Genomic DNA, 22,407 nt, shown 5'->3' with positions numbered 1-22,407 from the left:
AAAACCGCTTCACCTTCTATTTGACGGTCACTTTTAGAATATCGCTTTTGGTGACTCCGCTGCCGTTTTCCAGCTCGACCTGGTATTCGTACACGCCCGGAGTCCGCCCTTCGACCCTGGTGACGGCGGTCTGCGCCCGCGGCGTGGCGGCCGTCAGCGTCTGGGTGTCGATGAGGACGCCGTTTTCGTATAGGCGGTAAACGTTCCCGTTGGTTCCCCACCAAAGATTCATCGTCAGCTGATAGCTGCCGTCGCCGTCCCAATTGTCATCCGACAGCACCGGCTTGCCCGGGGCGGCATGCTTGACGGTTACCGTATGCGGTTCGCAAACGGTCGTTCCGAAGGCGTTCGTGAGCTCGCAGGTATATTGGTAGATGCCGTCCGCACGTCCCGAAACCGGCGTTGACGCCGCCTGGGCGGCAGGGGAATCGTCCGTCAGCTTTTGCGAATCGATCAGCTTTCCGTTTTCGTACAGCTTATATTCCGTGCCGTTGTTGCCCCACCACATGTTCATGACGATCGTGTAATCGCCGTCCAGAAGGCCGGTATCATGACCGTTATCATCGGACAGGACCGGCTTGCCGGGCACGCCTTCCGCCTTCGCAGGATCTTCCGGCCCGCCGACGTAGCGAATCAGCGGCGCCGCAGGCTCCTTCATGCCCGCTCCGAGGTAAAAGCTTGGATGGGGCGGCTGGTTGTAGCCGACGTTCTGCCAGGCCACGCCAAGCCGGTACACCGGATCGTGCATCAACGTGCGCAGACGGTGTTCCGTCGGATCGACCGTCGTATAGATTCGAAGCTCGGTGCTGTCGGCGGAGCGCCATACGGCTTCTTCGCGCCAATCGCCGAACAGGTCGGCCTGGATCATCGGATTGCCTTTCGTGAAATTGTTGGAGAGCGTGCCGTCCGCCGTCAGGAGATTGACCGTTTTTTTGTTTTCGTAATCCCATTTGTCGATCGTTCCCGGACCGGCCCCGAGCTCGCTATTCCATTGATGGTTCAGCAGCTCGCGCAGCAGGTCCCCGTCCCACCAGATCGCGAAATTCGTGGAAGAAGGAAGGGTTTCGCCGATGAGTTCTCCTTTGGCGCTGTAGAGCCCCGAAATCGGAACATGCTGTTCTTTCGTGATGGTGGAAGCCCAAGCTTCCTCGCCCGGATAATGGGGATCGATATCCGCCGTCAGACCCCTGCCCGTGTCCAGGCCGGTATACACGCCCCAAAGGATTTCTCCGGTAGCGGCATCATGCATTTCCATCCCGTACGTCGCGTCTTTATGTTCATGTACGCCGAACACTTCAAGTCCCGGACGTTCTGGATCGAGATCGCCGAAGTGCATCGCGTCGCCATGTCCAAGCTGGGTGCTGTACAGCGGTTTCCCGTTATCGTCGATTGCAAGGGCGCCGAAGAGCACCTCATCCTTGCCGTCTTGGTCGACGTCTCCGATCGACAGATTATGATTGCCTTGCCCGACATAGCTTTCGTAGCCTTTGTCGTTTGTGTCGAACCGCCATTGCTGCGTCAGTTTGCCGTCCTGGAAGCGGTAGGCGGCCAGGACGGTGCGCGTATAATAACCGCGGCTGAAAATGACGCTTGGATGCTCGCCGTCCAAATAGGCGACGCCGGCCAAGAAGCGGTCGACGCGGTTTCCGTACGCGTCGCCCCAAGACCCGACGTCTCCCCGGGGCGGATCGTACGGGATCGTCGAAAGCGCTTTGCCCGTCGGCCCTTCAAACACCGTGAGGAATTCGTCGCCGAGCAGCACGTATCCGGAGCTGTTCCGGTGATCCGCTTTCGGATCTCCGATGACCTTGCCCAGGCCGTCCACCGTGCCGTCGGCGGTTTTCAGCGCCACTTCGGCTTTCCCGTCCCCGTCCAGATCATAGACGAGAAACGGGGAATAATGCGCTCCCGCGCGGATGTTCGGCCCGAGATTGATTCTCCACAGCCGCGTGCCGTCCAGTTTATATGCATCCATGTAAACGATGCCGGTATAACCGCTCTGCGAATTGTCCTTCGCATTGGACGGCGACCACAACATTACGATTTCGTAGGCGCCGTCCCCGTCGAGGTCGCCGACGCTGGCGTCGCCGGCCGCATACGTGTAAGGCTGGCCGTCTTTCGTATAAGCGTCGGCGGGCTTTTGCAGCGGAACCGAAAGGTATTGCTGCTGCCATACGCCGAATTCGGCACTCGCAGCCTGTTCCTTGCCTTGGATGACCGTCGTCAGCTTGTAAACCGAGTCCGCTTTGCCTTTGGCATCGATCATATTCGTGCGGTCTTTGATCGGCTGTTTGTTCAGCTTCACGCCGTCCCGGTAGACGTTAAAGGCGATGCCGTCCGGATCCAGCCCAAGCATCCGCCAGCCGATGTAATTGCCCTTGCCGGTGCGCACGGCAACGGGGGCGCGGTCCAGATATTCCATATCCCGATGGAGCGTCGTGACCGCTTCGGTCTTCAACGGTTCCGACATCGGCGAGATGCCCCCCGCGTTGACCGAGGCCACCTTATAATAATAAGGAATGGTGGTCAGGACGGTTGGGTCCGTGTAGGCGTTCGTTTTGGTCTGGCCGACAAACGTGTATTCCCCGTTTTCTTGATCGGCGCGGTATACGTTATACAACCGGGCGCCGTCGGCTTTCGTCCAGACAAGCGTGACGTCGTTTTTATGAATGGCTTCGACTTTCAGCCCTTTCGGCGGGGCTGCCGTCGGCACGCCCGGGTCGATCGTCGCGACCTTTAGCCCGGCGGACGGAACCGATTCGAAGCCCGCGCCGTCAACGGAAGTGACTGTGTAAACATACGTCTGGCCGACATCGGCCGTCGCGTCGGCAAAGGCCGTATCGGACGTTTCGCCGATCAGCGCGGGAGACGCGGAACCCTCCGTCTGCCGGTAAATGCGATATTTGGCTGCATCTTCCGAGGCCTGCCAAGACAGCTTTACCGTCACCGGATCGTTTGCCAGATCGACTTCGTCGGCCGTCAACGACGCGGGCGCAAGCAGGATCGGGGTAATCTCCAGCCCGTTCAAATGGGCGGTTTGGCCGCTGAAAATGAAATTCATCTGGCCGTCGGTCACCGCGATTTGGTTGAACACTTTTTCGGCGATGTTTTCTTTCCCGGAGGAGACCGTTCCGTAGTCTTTGCCCTCGATGTTCACGTTCGTTTTCGTCGAGCCGATCCAATCCCCGGTATAGGTTTTGACGGCGTAGGAGCCGTTCGGGAGATCGACTTTGAATTCGTAGCTGCCGCCGAAATAAATGACAAAATCCCTCCGGAGGGCATCCGTCACGCTGCCGCGGTCGCGGTCGGCCATGCCGGCGCTTGAAGTCAATCCGTATCCGCGTTCCGGAGTATACAAAACGTTGCGGTTGACCTCGGTATAACCTTCAGCGACCGGGGAGCCGGCAGGTCCGAAATCAAACCGGTATTCGGCCGATTTCGTCCCGATCCGCACTTCGTCGGAGGCCGGCGATTCGCCGCGTCCGTTGACGGCCGTTACGCGGACGGTGTATGCCGCGCCTTCCGCCATGCCGCCGATCGTCATCGACGGAACCGTGGTCGTGCCGATCATGGCGTAGGACGTTTCCGGCTCGGATGCGAGTTTGCGGTAGACTTTATACATTTCCGCCGCGTCCACCGGATTCCATTTGAGCACTGCCCCGGCATTGCTGATGCTCCCGGCCGTAAGCCCTTCCGGTTTGGCGGGAACGGTTTCCGGCATGTCGGTCTCCTTGACGTACCCGGACAGAGGCAAACCCAGCTCCTTCACGCCCCCTGCAATAAGCCGGGCAATTTGGATGGCGCCGTATTTCTGAAAGTGGGTATTGTCCGTCACGCCGTTCGGGAACGCCTGGTACACGCCCGGGTCGGCGAACAGGAACACCGATTTGGCGGCCTCCGGACCAATGGAATCGTAATAGGCGACGCTGAGCGAGCTGAGATCGACCAGCTTGACGTCGAGCTCTTGCGCGACTTCCTTCATCGCCTGCACGTATTCCGGAAAGCTGACGTTGAATTTGCCCGTATCGGCGTTAAAATCCCTGCGGCCGACCGGCGTGATCAGGATCGGCGTTGCGCCGCGTTCCCTCGTGCCAAGCACGTAGGTTTTTAAATACCCCTTGTAATCCTCCGGAGACGCGTAACGGTCCGGGCGGCTGATCGTCGCGTCGTTGTGCCCGAATTGGATCAGTAAATAGTCTCCGGGGACGATGCTCCGCAAAATTTCGTCAAGCCGCCCCTCGGTAATAAACGTTTTGGAGCTGCGGCCGCCGATGGCCCGGTTATCAAAGCGGACATCCCCCGTGAAATAACGGTCGATCATTTGCCCCCATCCCGCTTGAGGATCCCAATACGGATCATAGGTTTGAGCCGTGGAATCGCTAGCGATGTATGCGGTCGGCACGCCGCCCGGCTGCCGGTCAGGCAACTTGCGGATCACGAGGGCGTTGATTTTCGGAGCTGACCCGGAAAACTCCAGCTTCAGCTGGCCGTCGACCAGTGCCACGTCAAAATCCATCTCCAAATATTGGCCGGCCGGCTTGGAGGCGGGCTGGACCTTTTGCATCCGTTCGGCTTTGATCGCGATGTCGGTCGGTTCCGCTTCGTCCCCGGCGATCAGCGACACCGTGTAATCTCCGTTCGGCAGGTCGACCATAAACGACGTGTCCTGCGGCATGACAAAATCGGATCGGACCGGATCCGGGGTTCCCCTGTCGGCGCCGGTGACTTTGGCCGGGTCTGCAAAGCCGTATTTCAGCTCCGTGGAGTAAGCCGTGGATGCCTGAACTTGTATGTATCCGTCCGCGACAGCCCCGAGACCGAAGTCAAAGCGCCACTCGCCATCGCCGGCAAGCGGGGAAGGGGAGGAGGGACCGTAGACGGAATCGGTGACGGTCGCTTCCGGCACATGCTGCGGGCTTGGTTCTTCCGCATGGGCGCGCCCGGCGCCCGAAGGAAGCATAGGGATGAGGATCAAGGCGGTGCTTAGGAGCGTCAAAAAAGGACGCTTGAAAAACAAAGTTCGCATATTACGGTCATACCCTCTTTCTGATGGAATCTGTTCAAGTGCGTTCAATCAACAGAAAGCGCTTGCAAAACGGTGCGCATCGATGATGCCACTACAAGGAAACCGATCCGGACATTTTTTCTAGAAGTTAACACCCCCCCTATGCAAAAATTGGCAAAAACGAATGCCCAATCAAATGATAGGATGTTCGAAGCGCCGTGCCCATGCAAAAATCCGTCCTTTTTCATTAAAAATCAGACATTTCAATTTTTAATATTTTTGCGGCATCGTTCCGTCGGAAAGGCGCAAAAAAGACCGCATCAGCCGGCGTGCCGACGTTATGCGGTCTTTTCGTCCGGGCGAACCCGGAGGAATGCCTCGGTGAACATCCGAGAAGGGAGCCTATTGCGCCGTAATCTGCTTTCGCTCAAAGCAAGTCACCTCGAACAGGATCCCGCCCAAGACGGTAAAATATAGCGAGTATCCGCCCCGAATATTGCGCGGCCGGGTTCCGTCATGCATGCTGGCGGCGGTCAGCCTGTCGCATAACCGGTCGACTTCTTCCGGCGTATCCACGATAAACCCCACGTGATAACCTTCCGGGTAGACGGGAGCTTCGCCCCCAAATGCTTGCGGGTTGCTTAAGACGAGGGTGAAGCCGCAGCGGTCGTTCATGACCAGAATGGCGTCTCCTTTTTGCTGCTCTACTTCGAAATCAAACAGGTTTTGAAATAGATCTTTGGCTTCGGACAGGTCGCGGACGCATAGATTCAAATGGTTTAAACGCATGTTATTCTACCTCCCACGCGGCTTCGATTTGTACGCCGTTCTGATCGACGAATATAAAATTGCGGAGGGCTCCTTGCTCGTAAATATCCGTCATAACGATGCCTTGCTGCTGCAGTGTATGGCGCAGAGCCATGGCCTCTTGCTCGGAAGCCAACGCAAACGCGATATGCTGCAGCGCTCCCGGCACGAATCGGTACAAGTCCGCGGAACCGGGATCGTCCATCAGACGGCGGATCGCATCGGCGCTTGAGGTTATTTCGGCATCGGGATATTCAAAAAAGTGAAGCCCCCATGCATCGGTGTCGCCCGGCTTGATAAAGCAATGCCTGCCGCGCTGTTTCATCGCCGGGTAAATGTTGCCCGCTTTCATGCCGAGAATGTCCTCATAAAAGCGGATCGTTGCATCCAAATCCGGGGTTACCAAGGCGACATGATGGAATCCAAGCCAATGAAAGCGCGGTTGTTCTCCATGTTGATCCAATTCATCCATTACAAATTCTCTCCTTTTAACAAACTAATTAGAATTCTAACTACATGGTCGAAAAAAGCGGATTTTACCGCTTCTCGAATATTCCGACCATTTTGACCAACAGCTTCTTCAACGAGTCGAACTCCTCGGGCGTAAGGCCAGCCTTGACCTTGTTTTCGACGTCCGCGGCAAACCGCTCCGTTTCATCGGCCGTCCGCACGCCTTCGTCGGTCAGGTAGATCAGCTTGAACCGGCCGTCTTCCGGGTGATCCTTGCGCACGATAAGCCCTTTTTTCTCCAGACCGTTCATCAGGCTCGTCACGCTGGGACGTTCGATCATCAGGATCGGCTCGATTTGGGAGGAAGTGATGCCCGGGAATTGCCGGATGATGCGAAGCGCGCTCCATTGCGTATGCGTCAGCCCCAAGGGTTTCAGCATTTCCTCGACATCCTTGCGAAGCGTAATGTACCCCATCTTCATCAATCGTCCAATGGGACCGTCCTGCCATTTCCAATCGGAGTTTCGCTCCTTCACGTTCATGCACCTCAAACTAGTTAGAATTCTAACTAGATCATGACGATCCAGATCCCCTTTGTCAATGGGCATCTTTCAATGGCTGTCCGAACCGAGCCGCAGACTTCTGAAGCTTGAAGAAGAAAGGGGAGACGGCTTTCGATCCGTATAAAAAGAAATCCCTTGGGCAAATCTACCTTAGACGAGAGTATACAAGGCAAAATTTTGCTTTTATGGAGGGCGACGACCTAATGGCGAACGAACAAAAACCATCAGAACACGGAACTTCGGTCACGGGCGCGGGCGATGCGCTGGATCGGCGGATGGGCACCGGAGAAGACGACATGACGTTGACTACGCGACAGGGCCATCCGGTTACCAACAATCAAAGCATCCGGACCGTGGGCAACCGCGGGCCTGCAACGCTGGAAAATTACCAATTCATCGAAAAAATCACCCATTTCGACCGGGAACGTGTGCCGGAACGGGTGGTGCATGCCCGCGGCGCGGGTGCGCACGGGTATTTCGAATCCTACGGGAAAGTGGGCGACGAGCCGGTTTCGAAATATACCCGGGCCAAATTGTTTCAGGGCGAAGGCAAAAGAACCCCCGTTTTTGTCCGGTTTTCCACGGTGATTCACGGCGGGCATTCCCCGGAAACGCTGCGCGACCCGCGGGGGTTTGCGGTCAAATTTTATACGGAAGACGGGAACTGGGACCTGGTGGGCAACAATTTGAAAATCTTTTTCATCCGAGACGCCATCAAATTCCCCGATATGATCCACGCCTTCAAACCCGATCCGGTGACGAACATTCAGGATAACGAGCGTTTTTTCGATTTTTGCTCGAACTCGCCGGAAACGATGCATATGGTGACGTTTGTCTACTCCCCGTGGGGAATCCCGGCGAATTACCGGCAAATGCAGGGCTCCGGCGTGAACACCTACAAATGGGTGAACGACAAAGGGGAAGCGGTGCTCGTCAAATACCATTGGGAGCCGAAGCAGGGCATCAAAAATTTGACCCAGAAGGAAGCCGAAGCGATTCAGGCGAAAAACTTCAACCATGCCACGCAGGATTTGTACGAAGCGATCGAGCGCGGCGACTATCCGGAATGGGAGCTGTTCGTGCAGATTTTGAGCGACGATGAGCACCCGGAATTGGATTTTGATCCGCTGGACGATACGAAGCTGTGGCCGAAAGAGCAAATTCCGTGGCTTCCGGTCGGACGGATGGTGCTGAACAAAAATCCGGAGAATTATTTTGCGGAGGTCGAGCAAGCGGCGTTCGGAACCGGCGTTCTCGTGGACGGGCTGGATTTTTCCGATGATAAAATGCTCCAAGGCCGCACGTTATCTTATTCGGACACCCAACGTTACCGCGTCGGTGCAAACTATTTGCAGCTGCCGATCAACGCGCCGAAAAAGCGGGTGGCTACCAACCAGCGCGACGGGCAGATGACGTATCACGTGGACCTGGCTCCCGGCCAAAACCCGCATATCAATTACGAGCCTTCATCGTTAAACGGGCTGCAGGAAGCATCACGAACCAGCGCCGAATACACGCCGCATGTGGAAGGCAAGCTGGTGCGCGAGACCATCGACCGGACGAACGATTACAAGCAGGCGGGAGAAACGTACCGGGCGTTCAGCGACTTCGAAAAGGACGAGCTGATCAGCAACCTCGTGAACGGGCTGGCCTCCTGCAGACCGGTCATCCAGAACAAAATGATCGAGCATTTGACCAAATGCGATCCGGATTACGGCCGCCGCGTCGCCGAAGGTCTCAAGCAGCATGGAGCCAGCAAGGATCACGGCCCGCTTGGGGCGACCGGCACGCATGAAGCGGTGCAAGAGGCGGAGCGCAAAGGTCACGAGAGCGATTCTTATTAATTTTAGCTGGATGTGAATGAAAACTAGAAGGACCGCAAAACGAAAAGCTAACCAGCGCAAACTTTCTCCGGAATCTCTGCGTCTGGTTAGCTTGTTTTTTGAAGGATCCCATAGCGCTTGTTCTGTTTCAGCATGTAAAAAAATTACCGGCGCCGTTAGGAGGTTATTTTTTTGATCTTTTTCCCTGTTTTCACATAACCGTACCCCAACAAACCGAATAAAAGCACGTAAATGCAGGCTACAGGAAGGATGATTCCCCACACCCCGCTGTAATGGTTCAATACATTGACCATATTGGTTGAGAAAATGATGACATTCGTAAGTATCAATATTCCGATGACGCGCTGAATTTTTTTGTAATGCTCGGTCAAAGATTCGGTATCCGTATACAGCTTCGGGAGGTCACCCGATTCCCATTCCGTGCGGAAATAATGCCACGCGCCTTTGTAAGAAGATACATATTCCCATCCGGCGTCTTCATACAAATCCTTGTATTCCTGCAGGCGTTCCGTCCCGAGTCCGGGCTGATAATCCAAACGGTAGGTGTACCGTACCGAAGGATTGCGCGTGAATAAGCTATGGAATGTCCCCGCTTTCTTAAGGTGGAGCCCCTGAGCGGACAATTCATTTAACCATTCTTCTTCTTTCTCATAGTTCCAGCTTGTCGTGAAGCGGAATCTTTTCTCCAAATGCTCACCCATGCATTCGTCACTCCTTCGTTTCATTTACTGCCTGTTCGCCTGCCGCCAGAAGCTCCTTCAGCCGAACGATTTCCGCAGCGACAACGGTTTTTCCGTCAGGTGTAATTTGGTACATTTTACGCCGGGGGTCCGAGCCTTCAGGCATAGGATAATGATCGATCAGTCCTTTTTTCAGCAACGTATTCAGCGCTGTGTACAGCGTTCCCGCGCCGATTTTCACTCTGCCGCCGCTCATTTTTTCCGTATCCTGCATGATCCCGTAACCATGCGCGGGCTCTTTGTACAAGGCAATCAATATATAATAAAAAGCTTCGGTCAGCGGCAGCATCTGTTGAGGTGATTTCAACGGTGTTTTCCTCCGAAATATAATGAGTTTCGATATATCATCTAACGATATATTAAGATCGGTTATATCGAATGTCAATATAAAATCTGCGGTATGTGATGTGTTGGTCCTCCTTAAACGGGGTGATGCGGCATCTTCCATTTTTTTGTTTTAGTTATTTGTTAAATGAAAAACGAACGTCACTTTCGGCGTGCAAAAATATAATGCCAAGGCGATCATGAATTTTATTCTTTTTCGGCTTATAGTAGCTTGATTTTTAACCAAAGGTCGTAAAAATATATTTGCTACAGTATTGAATTTTAAATTGATTTAATATACTATTATCTAAAATGTTTTAATTAGTTTCAAATAAAATACAACTTTAGTTGTAAGCGTTTCATTATTCAAAGGGATGCAAGAAAGGGGATACAGCCGGGGTACATAAAGGAAATGCGGTGCAGAAAGGAATCGTTCAGTTACGGAAGGACAAGAGAGGAGAGGCATAAATGAAAAGAAAAAGCGTATCGGCGCTCGCCGCGTTGATGCTGTTTGCATCGTTAACGGGGCCGGCGTTTGGACAAAATGGGGCAGGAGCTGCCGCCGGCAGCGGCAAAGCGGGGAAACCGGAAAACCAGGGAGGAAGCAAACCCGTGTTTACGAACGTATCCGTGCACGACCCATCGATCGTGAAGGACGGAGACACCTATTATGTATTCGGTTCGCATATCGAGGCGGCCAAATCGAAGGATTTGCAGAACTGGACCCGCTTTACGAACGGCTATGCGACGCCGGGGAATGCGCTGTACGGGGATCTGTCCAAAAATCTCGCGGAGTCATTTGCTTGGGCGGGCGAGAACGATTCGGACAGCAAAGGGGGATTTGCGGTCTGGGCGCCCGAAGTGTTCTGGAATGAAAACTACATCAACGCCGACGGCTCCAAAGGGGCTTACATGATCTATTACTGCACGTCCTCGACGTATATCCGGTCCGCGATCGGTTTTGCAGTGTCGCAAAACATCGAAGGCCCGTATAAAGATGCAGGCACCCTCGTCTACTCCGGATTCACCCGGGACGATGCCAAGGACAAAGACAGCCAGGTCAACAAAAAATGGACGAATACGAACATCCAAAAGCTGATCGAAGGCGGTACGTTGTCCGGAGCCAGCGAACACTGGTTTAACCCGGACGGTTCTTACGCCAACGGCACCTATCCGAACGCGATCGATCCGAACCTGTTCCGCGACAAGGACGGCAAGCTTTGGATGAGTTACGGCTCGTGGTCCGGCGGCATTTTCGTGCTTGAGATCGACGAGAAAACCGGCAAAGCGATGTATCCGGGAAAAGACGGCAAAACGAGTGACGGACGCCTCGTCGACCGGTATTTCGGAACGAAAATCGCCGGCGGATTCGGCAAATCCGGCGAAGGGCCTTACGTCATTTACGACAAGGAGACCGGATACTATTACCTGTATATGACCTACGGATGGCTGGGTGCCGACGGCGGGTACAACATGCGCGTATTCCGTTCGAAAAATCCGGACGGACCTTATGTGGATGCCGGCGGACAAAGCGCCGTTCTGCCGGGCGATACCGACAACGCGCTTTACGGGAACAAACTGATGGGGAACTACCTGTTCCAGCGCGACATAGGCGATCCGGGGACGGGCATCGGCGTGGGGTACGTTTCTCCCGGACACAACTCCGTCATGATCGACGAAAAAACCGGCAAGCGCTTTCTGGTATTCCATACCCGTTTCCCGAACATGGGCGAGGCGCATGAGCTGCGGGTGCATCAGATTTTCATGAATGCGGACGGCTGGCCGGTCGTCGCTCCATACCGTTATACGGGCGAATCCTTGGAGAAGGTTGACCGTCAGGAACTGATCGGCGAATACAAATTCATCAACCACGGCAAAGAAACGAACCCAGCGATTGAGCGGGCGCAATATATCAAGCTGGAGAAAAACAATACCGTCTCCGGCGACGCAACCGGCACATGGAAAAAGACGGGGCATAACGCGGCCGAGCTTACGATTGGCGGCAAGACCTATACGGGCGTATTCGTCGGGGAATGGGATCCGGTGTCCGAACGCCGGGTCATGACGTTTACGGCGTCCTCAAGCGAAGGCATAGCCGTATGGGGAAGCAAGCTGGAAGACCAAACCGACAAACAAATCATCCAGGCCGTTTATCAAGATTTGAACCTCGGGGATACGTCGAAGGTCGTTTCCGATTTGGCCCTGCCTGCCGAAGGTACGCGGCATACGGCTATTTCCTGGGAGAGCTCCGACCCGTCCGTCGTGTCCTCCAAAGGGGAAGTGCACCGTCCGGAAGAGGGCTCCGCGGTTTCGGCGGTTCTAACCGCAACGATCACGCGCGGGAAAGAGAAGCTGACGAAGCGTTTTGACGTTACCGTCCTTCCGTACGTCAAGGCGGAGCTTAGCGCGCGTTACGGGTTTGACGGAAACCTGTCCGAAGAAGCCGGACGTTTTGAAGCGGGCACCGTTTCCGGGGACCGGATCGACAAGACCGGGGGCAGCATTACGTTTGCCGAAGGCAAAAACGGTCAAGCGGCGCGATTTGACGGCAAGTCCGGAATACGGCTGCCGAAAGGGCTCATTGCAAGCAATACGTATTCCGTCTCCCTCTGGGTGAAACCGGAGGAGCTGACGACCTATACCCCGACCTTCTTCGGCGCCAAAGACAGCGAGCATTGGGTAAGCCTGGTGCCGCGCGGTCCGGTGAAGGACAACACGATGGTATGGTCCGGCAGCGCGAGCTGGTACGACGGACCGGCTGGAATGACGGTTCCGGCCGGGGAATGGACCCATCTGGCATTTTCCGTGGACCGCGGCACGTTAACGCTTTACGTGAACGGGGTTCAGAAATTTAAAGGGGCAAACTTCCCTGACGTATTTAGCGGAGGGGATGCGGTGTTCAGCCTGGGAGTCAACTGGTGGGATGCGCCGTTCAAAGGGCTGATCGACGACCTTCGCATTTATGACGGGGCGCTGACGCCTGTACAGGCTGGCGAGCTGCTGAAGTTGTAATGTGAACAACGGAAAAACGGTTCAATAAGATTCAAAAGGGCTTTCATAACCGGGGCGTAAGCAGAGGTGAAATACTGCTTCGCCCCGCTTGCTTTTTCGGGGGAGATAACGGCTTTAGGCCCGGTCTTTCGGCAGCGCGCATGTGAAAAGATCGGAATCCGCATGAAACAAAACCGCCGATGACCGCGTATAAAAGAAAGCACCGGAAAAAGGTGCGCGAAAGGGGGTGATAACGATGAGCACGATTCATATGCTGGTCGGCCTCCCGGGCAGCGGAAAAAGCCATTACGCGAAAGAATTGAGCAAACGCCAGCGCGCCGCAGTGGTTGCGACGGACGCCATCCGCGAAAGGTTGTTCGGCAGCGATACGATTCAAAAAAACGCATACTTGGTCTTTGATGAAGCTTTTTCGGAGATCGGGAAGGCGCTCGAATCCGGACGAAACGTCATTTTTGACGCCACGAACGTGAGCCGCGACCGCAGGCTGAAATTTTTGAAACGATTCAGGGACGTGCCGGTGGAATGCCATGTGCTGACGACGCCGTATGAAGTGGCCGCGCAGCGCGATCAGGCAAGGAAACGCCGGGTTGGCGAGCGGATATTGGAGAAATACGCCAAAAGTTTCGAATTCCCCGCCGCCGGCGAAGGTTTCGAGAAACTGCATTTGGTGCATTTTCCCTCGGCAACGGGACTTCGGCGCGGGACGCTGGAGCAGCTGCTTGCACGACGGCCGGACCATGACACGCTTTTTGCTTATTTATCGGCATATCCGCACTTTCGGACGATGCTTGGCTTCGACCAGGAAAATCCCCATCATTCCAAGACGTTGTCGGAGCACACGTATGCCGTGCTGGAATACTTGAACGCCTGCTACGAAGGTGAGCATTTACTCGCCATGCAGCTGGCTGCATTGTTTCATGACATAGGCAAGCCGTTCAGCAAAGCATGGAAAGCATCCCGAGGCTATTACTCGTATTACGGGCACGAGCATGTCTCGGCAAGCATCGCCGCGCATGTGCTGCAGGAGCTCGGATATGACGAAGGATTCGTCCTGCATGTCGTCCATCTGGTCAGCTTCCATATGGATATTTTGCATGGCGGCGATGCCGGAGCGTCGAGGATTTACCACCTGCTCGGCGAGGACGTGCTGGCAGAGCTTTATTTTTTCGCCGAAGCCGACACGTTTGCCAAATAAGCGTGCGCCGCGATCTTGAAGCGCATCCGCTTGGCGTTATCACATCACGGGAGGTGAACGAAATGAAAATAAAATACCCGCGCACGATGCATCTGCCGTGGTCGAGAAGCTATACCGACGACGACAAAATTTTGCGGAACACCGATCATTTTGCGGGCCGCGAAGTGGTCATTACCGAAAAAATGGATGGGGAAAACACGACGATGTACCCCGATGGCATCCATGCCAGATCCCTTGACAGCAAGGATCATCCGTCGCGGCATTTGGTCAAGACGCTGCATGGCGGGATCCGGTATTTGATACCGGAGGGCTACCGGTTATGCGGAGAAAACGTCTATGCCAAGCATTCGATTGAATATGTATCATTGCCGTCGTATTTCATGCTGTTTTCGGTATGGAACGAGCGCAACGTATGCCTTTCCTGGGACGAAACGGAAAGCTGGGCGGCGCGTCTTGGGCTGTCGACCGTTCCGGTATTGTACAGGGGGATATGGAGCGAAGAAGCGGCTAAAGCTTGTTACACGAAGCTGTCCCGCTGCGGCGGAGAGCAGGAAGGGTACGTCGTAAGGCTGGCGTCCGCGTTCCGATACGAGGATTTTCAGCAAAGCGCGGCCAAATTCGTCCGCAAAAACCACGTGCAAACCGACGAGCATTGGTTAAGCAAGCCGGTCGAACCCAATCGGTTGGCCCCATCGCCGTAAAAATAGCAGCTAGGTCAAGCAACGGGATAAGCGGTTCGCAATTCAAGAAAAGAAAGGCGTGTTGATCATGTAATTCATCCGACAGATTTTCCGAGTTGAAGAAACACCCGGCAGTACTATACATACGATGGGAGCAATCCTAAAAATTCCGTGCCTAAAGACGTTTATTCGGTTATCATCATCATGTACAGGGAAAATCGAATGTTAGGAGAAATCTACTAAACATTCTAGTTCAAAAGCATTGTTTAAAGCCGTTTCACGTCCGGAAAATTGATGCAGCAGCGCAAAGGTTATATACTAATACATAATCAGGCTATGGAACCCCCTTCCTTCTATTCATCTTCCAATGGGCAATAGGGATTCCGATTTCCTGATTTTTTAGTTTCATAGCTTTATAGCCGTACAGGGTACCCAACAACAAATGTGACATTTACCCAAGTGCACAAAAGTATCGAAACGTTTCTTTCGATTGAAGCTGCAACATACATAGGAAATTCAAAGAATCGCATCTCTCTTGGAAAGGAGATAGCCTCATGTGTACGGGGGCGGCTTTTTATCACACGGACCATATAGGTCCGCTGGAAGCCCTTGAGATCTGATGTGCTTTTTTCGAATCGACGGGCATTCGGATCACAAGTGCGGGTTATTATGAATATCTCGAGAAAGGAATCATGAAGGAGACCATGACATCATGGAAGTGTCCTTGAAAAAGTTGAGAGCACTGCTTGCAAGCGGGAAAGCAACCGCCTTCTGGCTGCACAACTAACAGGGGACGGTCCCTTCGCAGAGATCAACAGGATTTTGGGAGAAGCGGGCATTCTGGTGGCATGGAGACCGCCGCAGCCGAAGAAGCCCCGAAGAAAATTGCCCTGATCAGCATATCAAAGGAATGGATACCATCAAAGATTCGGAGGAAATGTATGTCGCGCCGACGGTTCAGCCGCTTGCAGGGGAACAGCAGGGGATGCCTTGCGTTCGAGCCCTTTTTTCTTATTCCTTACAGCATGTTTGGTACATATGCAACGCTTTATATGCATAACCTTGGCGTTTCCGAGACGAAAATCGGCTGGATTACCACCATCGGTCTCGTCGTCCAAGTGTTTTCTTCTTTCATCAGCGGGTATTTAACCGACCGGATGGGGCGGAAATCCGCGATTTTGTATTTCGATCTGCTGAGCTGGAGCCTGGCGACCATTTTATGGGCCGTATCGCAAAATGTGTGGTTTTTCCTGGCCGCGGCGATCATCAACGGCTTTCAGCGCGTCCCCCATGTCGCGTTTTATTGTCTGGTCGTGGAGGATACGAAACCTTCCGACCGAACCTACGTGTTTACGCTGCTGCAGATTATAAGCGTCATCGGCGGACTGTTTGCCCCGCTTGGCGGCTTGCTCGTCGACCGGTTTGGGCTTGTGCCCGGCGTAAGGATCATGTACGTGCTGGCGTTTCTGATGATGACCTTTCAGTTCGTCGGCCGCCACCTGACGACACGCGAAACGGAAATCGGCTTGCGCAAGATGCGGGAAACGCGGGAGCTCGGCCTGAAAGAAAGCCTGATCGATTACGGCGGGGCGATCCGCGATATTTTTGCCAGCAAACCGCTTTTGCTCATTTTTGGCATTTATATTTTGTTTAACTTCCAAGCGACGATGAAAACGACGTATCTATCGCTGTATTTGGCCGATTATTTGCATGTCGACAGCGGGCTGATATCCCTGTTTCCGGCGGTGTCGTCGGTCATCATGCTGCTGACGTTGTGGCTTCTTATGCCCAAAATCCCGGAACAGGCCGCAAACCGGGCCATGATGGCGGGTTTTGCGTTATCCGTCTTATCTAATGTCATGCTGGTCATTCTGCCGACTTCCAACCTGGCATGGATTGGATTAAGCACCGTATTCGCAGCCGTCGGATTGATGATCAGCTCTCCTTATTTGGAAGCGGCCGTACAAAATGCGATCGACGACGAGAAACGGGCCAAAGTATTTTCCATGCTGTCGGTGCTGATCCTGCTGCTGACTTCGCCTGCAGGCATTATCGGAGGCTGGGCTTACGAGCTGGATCCGCGCATTCCGATTTGGATCGTGTCAGCGGCATTCGCCGCTTCCGTCCTGCTGATGCTGATGCACCATCGGGGAGACCGTATTCGCAAGGAACGCGCACTCGAACAATAAACGAAACTAAAAAGAAAACGGCACGATAACAAAAAGAACATGGAGGGTACCACCTATGAGCGAAGAAAACAATACATCCGGCTGGGATGCCATCGCACAGCAATTGACGAACCTTTACGGGGAGCAGGAGCCAAAACATTATGGAACGCTTCTTCCGTTCATGTTCGGCGGACAGGATCCTTTGGACGGCATTAGCGCCTATAAAAACGAGAAGCCCGTTCCTCATTGGCATATCGTCACATACGGATTTTCGGAGCTGTACGAAAAAGAAACCGAAGACGCGGAAATCAGCGGATACGGGTTCGAATTAACGTTTCGCCTTGCGCGGAGCCCGGAAGAGGAAGAACCACCGACCTGGGCCTTGAACCTGCTGCAAAACATGGGACGATACGTATTTAATAGCGGCAACGTATTCCGATCCGGGGATTATTTGGACGCAAACGGTCCGATTTGCCTCGGTTCCGACACGCAGCTCACGGCGCTCGCTTTTGTCCATGATCCGGAGCTTCCCGCCATTGAGACGCCGAACGGCCGTGTGGAATTCATTCAGATGGTAGGCATCACGAAAGATGAGCTCGAGTCCATGCAAACCTGGAACACGCTGGGGGTGCTTGCCGCCGGACTTCCGTACATGCCGCAGTACATCACCGATTTGGGGCGCGAGTCGCTCCTCAAGATGCCTGCCGTCACGGAAGCGGTGGAGAAAGGCATGGAGGAAGATGGATCCAATACAGGGTTCCTTTACGTCGACCAGTTGTCCTGGACTCCAGGGAAAAAAGGGCTGTTCAGGACGGCTCCGGCGGTTCTCGGCCTCGGCGCCAAGCAGGCCGGCATCGTCGGCAAGCTGCTGCGCGGCCGGATTTTGAAAGGGAAAAGCTTAACCTTGGTGGGGCCCGAAGTCAGGGTTGTGCTTGAACCGGGGGAACAAGCGGCCGCCGCGTTCGAAGACGGGGAGCTCCGCATTTCCTTGAACGAGCAAACCGTGACGGAGCTTAGCCTGAATTTGCTTCCTAAAGAAAATACGATCGAGCTTCCGGCGTTAAAAAACATCGCGATTCAAATCGTAAAAACGCACATTAAGGATCAGGACGGGAACGTCGTGGAGACGATCGGGTGACGAAATCCCCGGCAAGCGGAAAATAAGCGTGTTCCGGGGAAGGCAAACCGATGACGGGGGATGATCCGACGGCCTTTTTCTACGAAGCTAACGGAGCGTCGCGATCTCCGCCCGATTTGAAGTCGCGGTCTTCTGAACGCCGGGATCGCTCGCCTAGCCAGAAACCGCGGTCATCGCAAAGGAGGGTTATTGACGTTGAACCAGGCAGCCGAAGCTTTTTTGCAGGATGTATGGCATCAAATAACGGAAATTTATGAACGGGAAAACCGGAGAATCGGAGAGCTTCCCAAACCAAGGAGCCTGCAGGCCGGCATGAAGGATTACCTGAGGGTCGCCTGGAGAAAACCGAAGGGTGGCGGCGGATACGGACGCATCCATGTCGATGTCTTTGAACCGTTCGAATGGAGCGACGACGCGTATAAATCCGAGGCCGGCTCTTACGTTCAAGAGCTGACGGACGAGGTTCTTGCGGACGAGGTTTTCCCTGCTTTCATTGAGCGGATGAACCGTATTTTTTTGGATGGCCCTTATGATCCTCAGTTTTTTGATTATCGTCTGGAGCTGGTGTTGGAATTTGACCGGGACGACCATGTGCTGCGGCTTTCGCAGGTGTTGGTGAACGAGGCGAAGCGTCTTCGGCTCCGGCAGCGTCTGGATGCGTTCATCCAAACGAAAATCCTGTCCGATCTCCCGGTGCGTCCGGCGAAGGAGGATGAATTCTTTTTTGCGCGCCTGCTTCTGAACCCGGATCTGTTCGAGCAGAAGCGGGAAAACGTCGAGCCGCTGATCCGGCGCCTCAGGGACAAATTGCGGGAAAACCGCGGGCGGGCGGCCGGATGGGAAGCCGAATGCGTGTCGGCGTTCAAAGAGTGGGCGCAGGAACGTTTTTTGCCTCGTTATTTTCAGCGGACCGGCGACTTTGGCATGACGTGGGTTTTGCAGGAGGCGGACGGGCGCGGGGAGCCTGCTCCCGACGAATTGGAGTTTTTTTTGTATGCCGCTCAGGAGATCGGAACCTTGGATCCGGATACCCGGCAGCAGTATCTCGAACTTGCCGTGCAGCTCGGGTCGGAGCAGGCGGCAGCGTTTTTGGCGCATGGCAGCGGACGATTCGAGAGCATGCGCCGGAGCGGGCGGTTCCAAGGAAAAGCCAACGACGTGCTGCAGACGATCGAAATCCGTATCTTGTCCGAAGAGGAAGAAGCCTATGCCGAAGCGCTGGAATATCTCATCGACCTGTTGAAGAATGGTTTTCCGAAAGGATATCGATTCGGGCTCAAAAGCAAGGAAAAACATTTCCTGCCGCTTCCCAAACTGGCCAAGTCCCGGCTGCACCAATTTTTCGGAAATGCGCTTCATTATCCTGCGCTATATCCGCGGCTGGCGGAATACGCCGGGCTGGCGATGGAGGAGTTCGCTTGGTACCGGGACGTGGAGCCGGGGGAGAAGTCCGTCATGCCGGGCACTTATGCGGTGTTCGGGCTTGGATTATGCAGCGATGCCTATTTTGAGTTGGTGCAACAATATATGAAGCTTGTCGACGCCGAGCATCAATCCATGCAGGACGGTTATGCGGACGCTTTTATCGAAGCCCATGGGCTCTCGGTCGAAACGATGCCGGTATGGGTATCGATCCTGCTCGGGGGAAGCGAATCCGCAAAGCCGGTCAAATCCGCCCCGATCGCCAGCCCGGAGCAGGCGGACGCGCTGTTGGCCGAGCTTGAAACCATAAAAGGCTATCAGCGCGAAGCGGTGTTGTACCGAATATTTGGAAGCCCGGTCAAACTCGCGCAGACTGCCAAAAAAGCTTCGCCGCCGCTAAAGGACAAGCTTTTGCGGATATCGGAGTGGATGGCCTAAAAGCGCTCGCGGAAGAGGGGCCTGCAGAGGGATTTCAAACGTTTCCTGCCTGGAACAGGATTGCATCCATACGGAAGAAAACGAAAAGAGGAACGAGGAAATGGACTGGACGGAAATCAGCAAAACGAAGGAACTTGACGCCATCCGCAGCGCCGTGAATCTGCTTGATCCGAACGAACGGGACGCCCGCGGAAGAACCCCGCTGATGCTCTTCATCACGAACCGGATGCCCGTCGAGGGAATCCGGCTTTTGCTGGAAAAAGGCGTGGACTTGGAGGCGGAAGACAAGCTGGGCGATACCGCCCTAAAAAAAGCGGTGAAATTTAAGCAGGCGGAGACCGTCAAGCTGCTGCTTGAATTCGGAGCGAGTCTGGATTCTCCGCACGGCATTTTGGGGACGGCGTGGAATGAGGCAAGAAGGAACAAAACGATGGCGGACCTGCTCCTGGGCACCAAAGGGGCGGTGCGGCTAACTTTGGATCCGCGGGAACAGGAGATCGTGGACGGCATTTTGTATGAAGAGTCGATCGACGACATGTGCCGCCGGATCCGGGAGCTGTCTTCGCCGGAATTGATCCATGCCGTCGTGGACGGCTACAACTGGGATGACGGTCCGGAGCCGATGATTGCGGCTTACGAAAATCCGGCTTGTGCCGAGATTACGCTGCTGGATATGTACGAACTGATGGAAGCCGATTATTGGCTCGACATGGACGAAGAGGAATGGTCGCACAACGAGGAATACCGGCTTTGGCGGCGGCTTGCCGAAGGGCTGCAGAAAAAAGGGGCATCCGCTCAAACATAAAAGGACTGCTGGAAGGGTTCCCTTTTGCTTCGATGGAGCAGGACGAAAAAAAAGCTGTGCCTATAATGGCACGGCTTTCTTTTGCTTCAGATGAATACGGCAGCAGTTTGCTTCATCCGTTTCAAATCCGATACGTTCAGCGATTCCGATCTCCTGTTCCCCGAACCGGCTTAGGCGTTCAGATCGCGAATTCCGGGGCTGTGCTCGTTAGGAAGCTCCGGCAAATTCGGAACCGGAAAGCCTTCGGGCGGCTGAACGACTTGGAGACTCCCGCCGTTTCGGCTCGGAGTTTGGCCGCTGAAAATTTCGCCGATCCTCGTTGCGTCCAGCCGGAAATTGAATTGGGCGTTATGGAAGCCCATATCCACATATTTTTTGCATTCCGGATATTTATGGATATCGTAATTCGGGACCGGGAAGAGCTTGCCCCACTCCACTCCAAGCGTTTCGAGCGCTTTGGCGAATGCGTTTTGATGGGCATTGTCGCGGACGATCAGGAAAGCCAGCGTTTCCCGGAATGTTTTGTTCGAGCTCATTTCATAGATCCTTGATTTTTGCAGCACGCCCGTCGATTCCAGCACGAGATTGTCGAGCAGATTCGCTACCAGGTTGCCATGGTCGTATACATAATTGCCCATCCATGGATTTCCCGCCGCATCGACCGGCAGCGAGCTTTGAGCCCCCATGATGAAATGGTGCGGGTTCGCATGTTTGATCGCTTCGTCCAGCGGCGCTTCGTCGATGCCGGCATTGCCCGGTCCGGGAGCTCCGGCTCCTGTTAGCAGCTGGTTGATCGTATGCTGCACAAGCTCGACATGGCTGATTTCCTCCAAAAACACGCCCCGGATCAAATCCCGGTACTGGGTGTCTTTTCCCCGGAAGTTGTTGCTCTGGAAAAAGAACTGCATCATGGTCCGCATCTCGCCGAAACGGCCGCCGAGCGTTTCTTGCAGGACCTTAGCGGCAGCAGGATCCGGTTTATCCGGTACGATCAGGTTGATCAAATCTTCTTTGTAGAAATACATGGCGATGCCCCGCTTTCCTAAAATGGTTGTATGCATGCCTTCAGTTTCATTCAATGCGGCCGGTTTCATTCAGCTAAAGGGGCAGGTAATCCTTTCCTTCGTCCTCATCTGAAAAAAATCTGAGACGAGCCAGTCTCTACAAAAAAACTTAGGCCAACCCATTGCGAAAAATAAAACAAGAAGCGAAAAGACCCTTTAGCACAAAGCCAGAGAGTCCTTTCGCTATTGTTGTATTGACCGTCTTTGGGCTCCGTTAGCCTTCGTCACAGGTTAGACCCGCTGTCTGCGAACCGGGGTATGGTCCCGCAGCAGCCACATATGGAAGAAGTACTCAAAAACTCCTGCCAAAACGGTGATCACCAATATTTCCGTGAGGTTCAGCGTCCAATCGGCCGCATCGGCGATGATCCACAGCATGGCAAAAACCAATACTGCATCCGCGATGGTTGCGACGATGTTGCTGGTTCTTGGAAGAATCAGGAGATCTCCCAGCAGGTAAGCAACGATGCCTATGCCAAGAGCGGCCAGCAGCGCCGACATGAGGGTCGCGTTCGACATCAGGTAAATCAGAGCCGTAATCATGACGCCGTGAACCACCAGTTTCACCAACAGCTTTTCCATCAATATCACTCCTTTTGAAAATTAGGTTACCCAACTGATACATTTATAACCCGTTGAATCGACTTGAAACAGCGTTGTCGGTTTGTGGCACTCCGCTATAGAGGGACGGATGGCCCGAACGGTTTGCATCCGGGGGCATGCCGCCCCGTCCGTAATGCAAAAAGCCGTGC

The 22,407-nt window shown here is 54.3% G+C and carries 16 protein-coding genes; 8 read left to right on the top strand and 8 right to left on the bottom strand.

Annotated features, from left to right (window positions below; translation table 11 throughout):
- Positions 1 to 16: 16 nt before the first annotated feature.
- The 4 genes from AC27KL_RS11200 to AC27KL_RS11185 form a co-directional block, all read right to left on the bottom strand.
- Positions 17 to 5,026 (bottom strand): rhamnogalacturonan lyase family protein, encoded by a 5,010-nt coding sequence (locus tag AC27KL_RS11200; protein ID WP_487169712.1) that lies wholly within the window; start codon positions 5,024 to 5,026, stop codon positions 17 to 19.
- 381 nt (positions 5,027 to 5,407) lie between these two features.
- Positions 5,408 to 5,794 carry a VOC family protein gene (locus tag AC27KL_RS11195; protein ID WP_487169711.1) on the bottom strand — a complete coding sequence of 129 codons (387 nt, stop codon included), beginning with the start codon at positions 5,792 to 5,794 and terminating at the stop codon, positions 5,408 to 5,410.
- Between the two features lies 1 nt (position 5,795).
- Complete coding sequence (locus AC27KL_RS11190) at positions 5,796 to 6,284, bottom strand: VOC family protein (RefSeq protein WP_487169710.1); 489 nt, start codon at positions 6,282 to 6,284, stop codon at positions 5,796 to 5,798.
- Between the two features lie 64 nt (positions 6,285 to 6,348).
- Positions 6,349 to 6,798: a MarR family winged helix-turn-helix transcriptional regulator gene (locus AC27KL_RS11185; RefSeq protein WP_487169709.1), complete on the bottom strand. Its 450-nt coding sequence runs from the start codon at positions 6,796 to 6,798 to the stop codon at positions 6,349 to 6,351.
- Positions 6,799 to 7,100: 302 nt separating this feature from the next.
- Here AC27KL_RS11185 and AC27KL_RS11180 point away from each other — a divergent pair, with 302 nt between their 5' ends.
- Positions 7,101 to 8,669 (top strand): catalase, encoded by a 1,569-nt coding sequence (locus AC27KL_RS11180; RefSeq protein ID WP_487169933.1) that lies wholly within the window; start codon positions 7,101 to 7,103, stop codon positions 8,667 to 8,669.
- A 155-nt stretch (positions 8,670 to 8,824) separates the two neighbouring features.
- On the opposite strand, the gene AC27KL_RS11175 is transcribed toward AC27KL_RS11180, so the two are convergent.
- Both AC27KL_RS11175 and AC27KL_RS11170 read right to left on the bottom strand, forming a co-directional pair.
- Positions 8,825 to 9,370 carry a DUF2812 domain-containing protein gene (locus AC27KL_RS11175; protein WP_487169708.1) on the bottom strand — a complete coding sequence of 182 codons (546 nt, stop codon included), beginning with the start codon at positions 9,368 to 9,370 and terminating at the stop codon, positions 8,825 to 8,827.
- A 7-nt stretch (positions 9,371 to 9,377) separates the two neighbouring features.
- Positions 9,378 to 9,716 carry a PadR family transcriptional regulator gene (locus AC27KL_RS11170; RefSeq protein ID WP_487169707.1) on the bottom strand — a complete coding sequence of 113 codons (339 nt, stop codon included), beginning with the start codon at positions 9,714 to 9,716 and terminating at the stop codon, positions 9,378 to 9,380.
- A 485-nt stretch (positions 9,717 to 10,201) separates the two neighbouring features.
- On the opposite strand from AC27KL_RS11170, the gene AC27KL_RS11165 reads away from it, so the two are divergent.
- The 7 genes from AC27KL_RS11165 to AC27KL_RS11135 all read left to right on the top strand — a co-directional run bounded on the left by AC27KL_RS11165 (position 10,202) and on the right by AC27KL_RS11135 (position 20,591).
- Positions 10,202 to 12,745: a LamG-like jellyroll fold domain-containing protein gene (locus AC27KL_RS11165; protein WP_487169706.1), complete on the top strand. Its 2,544-nt coding sequence runs from the start codon at positions 10,202 to 10,204 to the stop codon at positions 12,743 to 12,745.
- Between the two features lie 235 nt (positions 12,746 to 12,980).
- The gene (locus AC27KL_RS11160; protein ID WP_487169705.1) at positions 12,981 to 13,940 is read left to right on the top strand and encodes an AAA family ATPase; all 960 of its coding nucleotides are present in this window, start codon (positions 12,981 to 12,983) and stop codon (positions 13,938 to 13,940) included.
- Positions 13,941 to 14,002: 62 nt separating this feature from the next.
- Positions 14,003 to 14,641, top strand: a complete 639-nt coding sequence (locus AC27KL_RS11155) for an RNA ligase family protein (protein ID WP_339320964.1) — start codon at positions 14,003 to 14,005, stop codon at positions 14,639 to 14,641.
- A gap of 920 nt (positions 14,642 to 15,561) precedes the next feature.
- Entirely contained in the window at positions 15,562 to 16,809 is a 1,248-nt protein-coding gene (locus tag AC27KL_RS11150; protein ID WP_487169704.1) for an MFS transporter, read from the top strand.
- Positions 16,810 to 16,864: 55 nt separating this feature from the next.
- Complete coding sequence (locus AC27KL_RS11145) at positions 16,865 to 17,926, top strand: suppressor of fused domain protein (RefSeq protein WP_487169703.1); 1,062 nt, start codon at positions 16,865 to 16,867, stop codon at positions 17,924 to 17,926.
- A 195-nt stretch (positions 17,927 to 18,121) separates the two neighbouring features.
- The gene (locus AC27KL_RS11140; protein ID WP_487169702.1) at positions 18,122 to 19,786 is read left to right on the top strand and encodes a DUF6138 family protein; all 1,665 of its coding nucleotides are present in this window, start codon (positions 18,122 to 18,124) and stop codon (positions 19,784 to 19,786) included.
- Positions 19,787 to 19,886: 100 nt separating this feature from the next.
- Complete coding sequence (locus tag AC27KL_RS11135) at positions 19,887 to 20,591, top strand: DUF4274 domain-containing protein (protein WP_487169701.1); 705 nt, start codon at positions 19,887 to 19,889, stop codon at positions 20,589 to 20,591.
- 170 nt (positions 20,592 to 20,761) lie between these two features.
- On the opposite strand, the gene AC27KL_RS11130 is transcribed toward AC27KL_RS11135, so the two are convergent.
- Both AC27KL_RS11130 and AC27KL_RS11125 read right to left on the bottom strand, forming a co-directional pair.
- The gene (locus AC27KL_RS11130) at positions 20,762 to 21,616 is read right to left on the bottom strand and encodes a manganese catalase family protein (protein ID WP_339320959.1); all 855 of its coding nucleotides are present in this window, start codon (positions 21,614 to 21,616) and stop codon (positions 20,762 to 20,764) included.
- A gap of 270 nt (positions 21,617 to 21,886) precedes the next feature.
- The gene (locus AC27KL_RS11125) at positions 21,887 to 22,237 is read right to left on the bottom strand and encodes a DUF2512 family protein (RefSeq protein ID WP_339320958.1); all 351 of its coding nucleotides are present in this window, start codon (positions 22,235 to 22,237) and stop codon (positions 21,887 to 21,889) included.
- Positions 22,238 to 22,407 lie beyond the last annotated feature (170 nt).

Source organism: Paenibacillus sp. YAE3 (assembly GCF_057546105.1).
The sequence above is the reverse complement of the archived record's forward strand: the minus strand, read 5'-3'. Positions and strand labels throughout refer to the sequence as shown.

Coding starts and splice junctions, on each gene's coding strand:
- AC27KL_RS11200 (WP_487169712.1), bottom strand. CDS start 5,026: ATGCGAACTTTGTTTTTCAAGCGTCCTTTTTTGACGCTCCTAAGCACC.
- AC27KL_RS11195 (WP_487169711.1), bottom strand. CDS start 5,794: ATGCGTTTAAACCATTTGAATCTATGCGTCCGCGACCTGTCCGAAGCC.
- AC27KL_RS11190 (WP_487169710.1), bottom strand. CDS start 6,284: ATGGATGAATTGGATCAACATGGAGAACAACCGCGCTTTCATTGGCTT.
- AC27KL_RS11180 (WP_487169933.1), top strand. CDS start 7,101: ATGGGCACCGGAGAAGACGACATGACGTTGACTACGCGACAGGGCCAT.
- AC27KL_RS11175 (WP_487169708.1), bottom strand. CDS start 9,370: ATGGGTGAGCATTTGGAGAAAAGATTCCGCTTCACGACAAGCTGGAAC.
- AC27KL_RS11165 (WP_487169706.1), top strand. CDS start 10,202: ATGAAAAGAAAAAGCGTATCGGCGCTCGCCGCGTTGATGCTGTTTGCA.
- AC27KL_RS11160 (WP_487169705.1), top strand. CDS start 12,981: ATGAGCACGATTCATATGCTGGTCGGCCTCCCGGGCAGCGGAAAAAGC.
- AC27KL_RS11155 (WP_339320964.1), top strand. CDS start 14,003: ATGAAAATAAAATACCCGCGCACGATGCATCTGCCGTGGTCGAGAAGC.
- AC27KL_RS11150 (WP_487169704.1), top strand. CDS start 15,562: ATGTCGCGCCGACGGTTCAGCCGCTTGCAGGGGAACAGCAGGGGATGC.
- AC27KL_RS11145 (WP_487169703.1), top strand. CDS start 16,865: ATGAGCGAAGAAAACAATACATCCGGCTGGGATGCCATCGCACAGCAA.
- AC27KL_RS11135 (WP_487169701.1), top strand. CDS start 19,887: ATGGACTGGACGGAAATCAGCAAAACGAAGGAACTTGACGCCATCCGC.
- AC27KL_RS11130 (WP_339320959.1), bottom strand. CDS start 21,616: ATGTATTTCTACAAAGAAGATTTGATCAACCTGATCGTACCGGATAAA.
- AC27KL_RS11125 (WP_339320958.1), bottom strand. CDS start 22,237: ATGGAAAAGCTGTTGGTGAAACTGGTGGTTCACGGCGTCATGATTACG.